The following is a 233-nucleotide window of genomic DNA, read 5'->3' on the forward strand; positions in this document are numbered from 1 at the left end:
ATCGACAACATCAGCCGTGGCGGTTACGTGCTGAAGGATTGCGCGGGCGAGCCGGAACTGATCCTGATCGCCACCGGTTCGGAAGTCGGCCTGGCGGTGCAGGCGTACGACAAGCTGAGCGAGCAGGGGCGCCAGGTTCGCGTGGTATCGATGCCATGCACCAGCCTCTTTGATGCCCAGGACGCGAGCTACAAGCAGGCGGTGTTGCCGCTGCAGGTGGGCGCGCGTATCGC

At 64.8% G+C, this 233-nt stretch carries 1 protein-coding gene; it reads left to right on the forward strand.

What is annotated here, in order from left to right:
- On the forward strand, positions 1-233 hold a 233-nt coding region (locus ACL9RJ_RS33270), incomplete at both ends, for a transketolase-like TK C-terminal-containing protein (protein ID WP_422766023.1).

Origin of the sequence: Pseudomonas sp. Mn2068 (assembly GCF_049319725.1) — a bacterium.
GTDB classification, from domain to species: Bacteria; Pseudomonadota; Gammaproteobacteria; order Pseudomonadales; family Pseudomonadaceae; genus Aquipseudomonas; species Aquipseudomonas gingeri.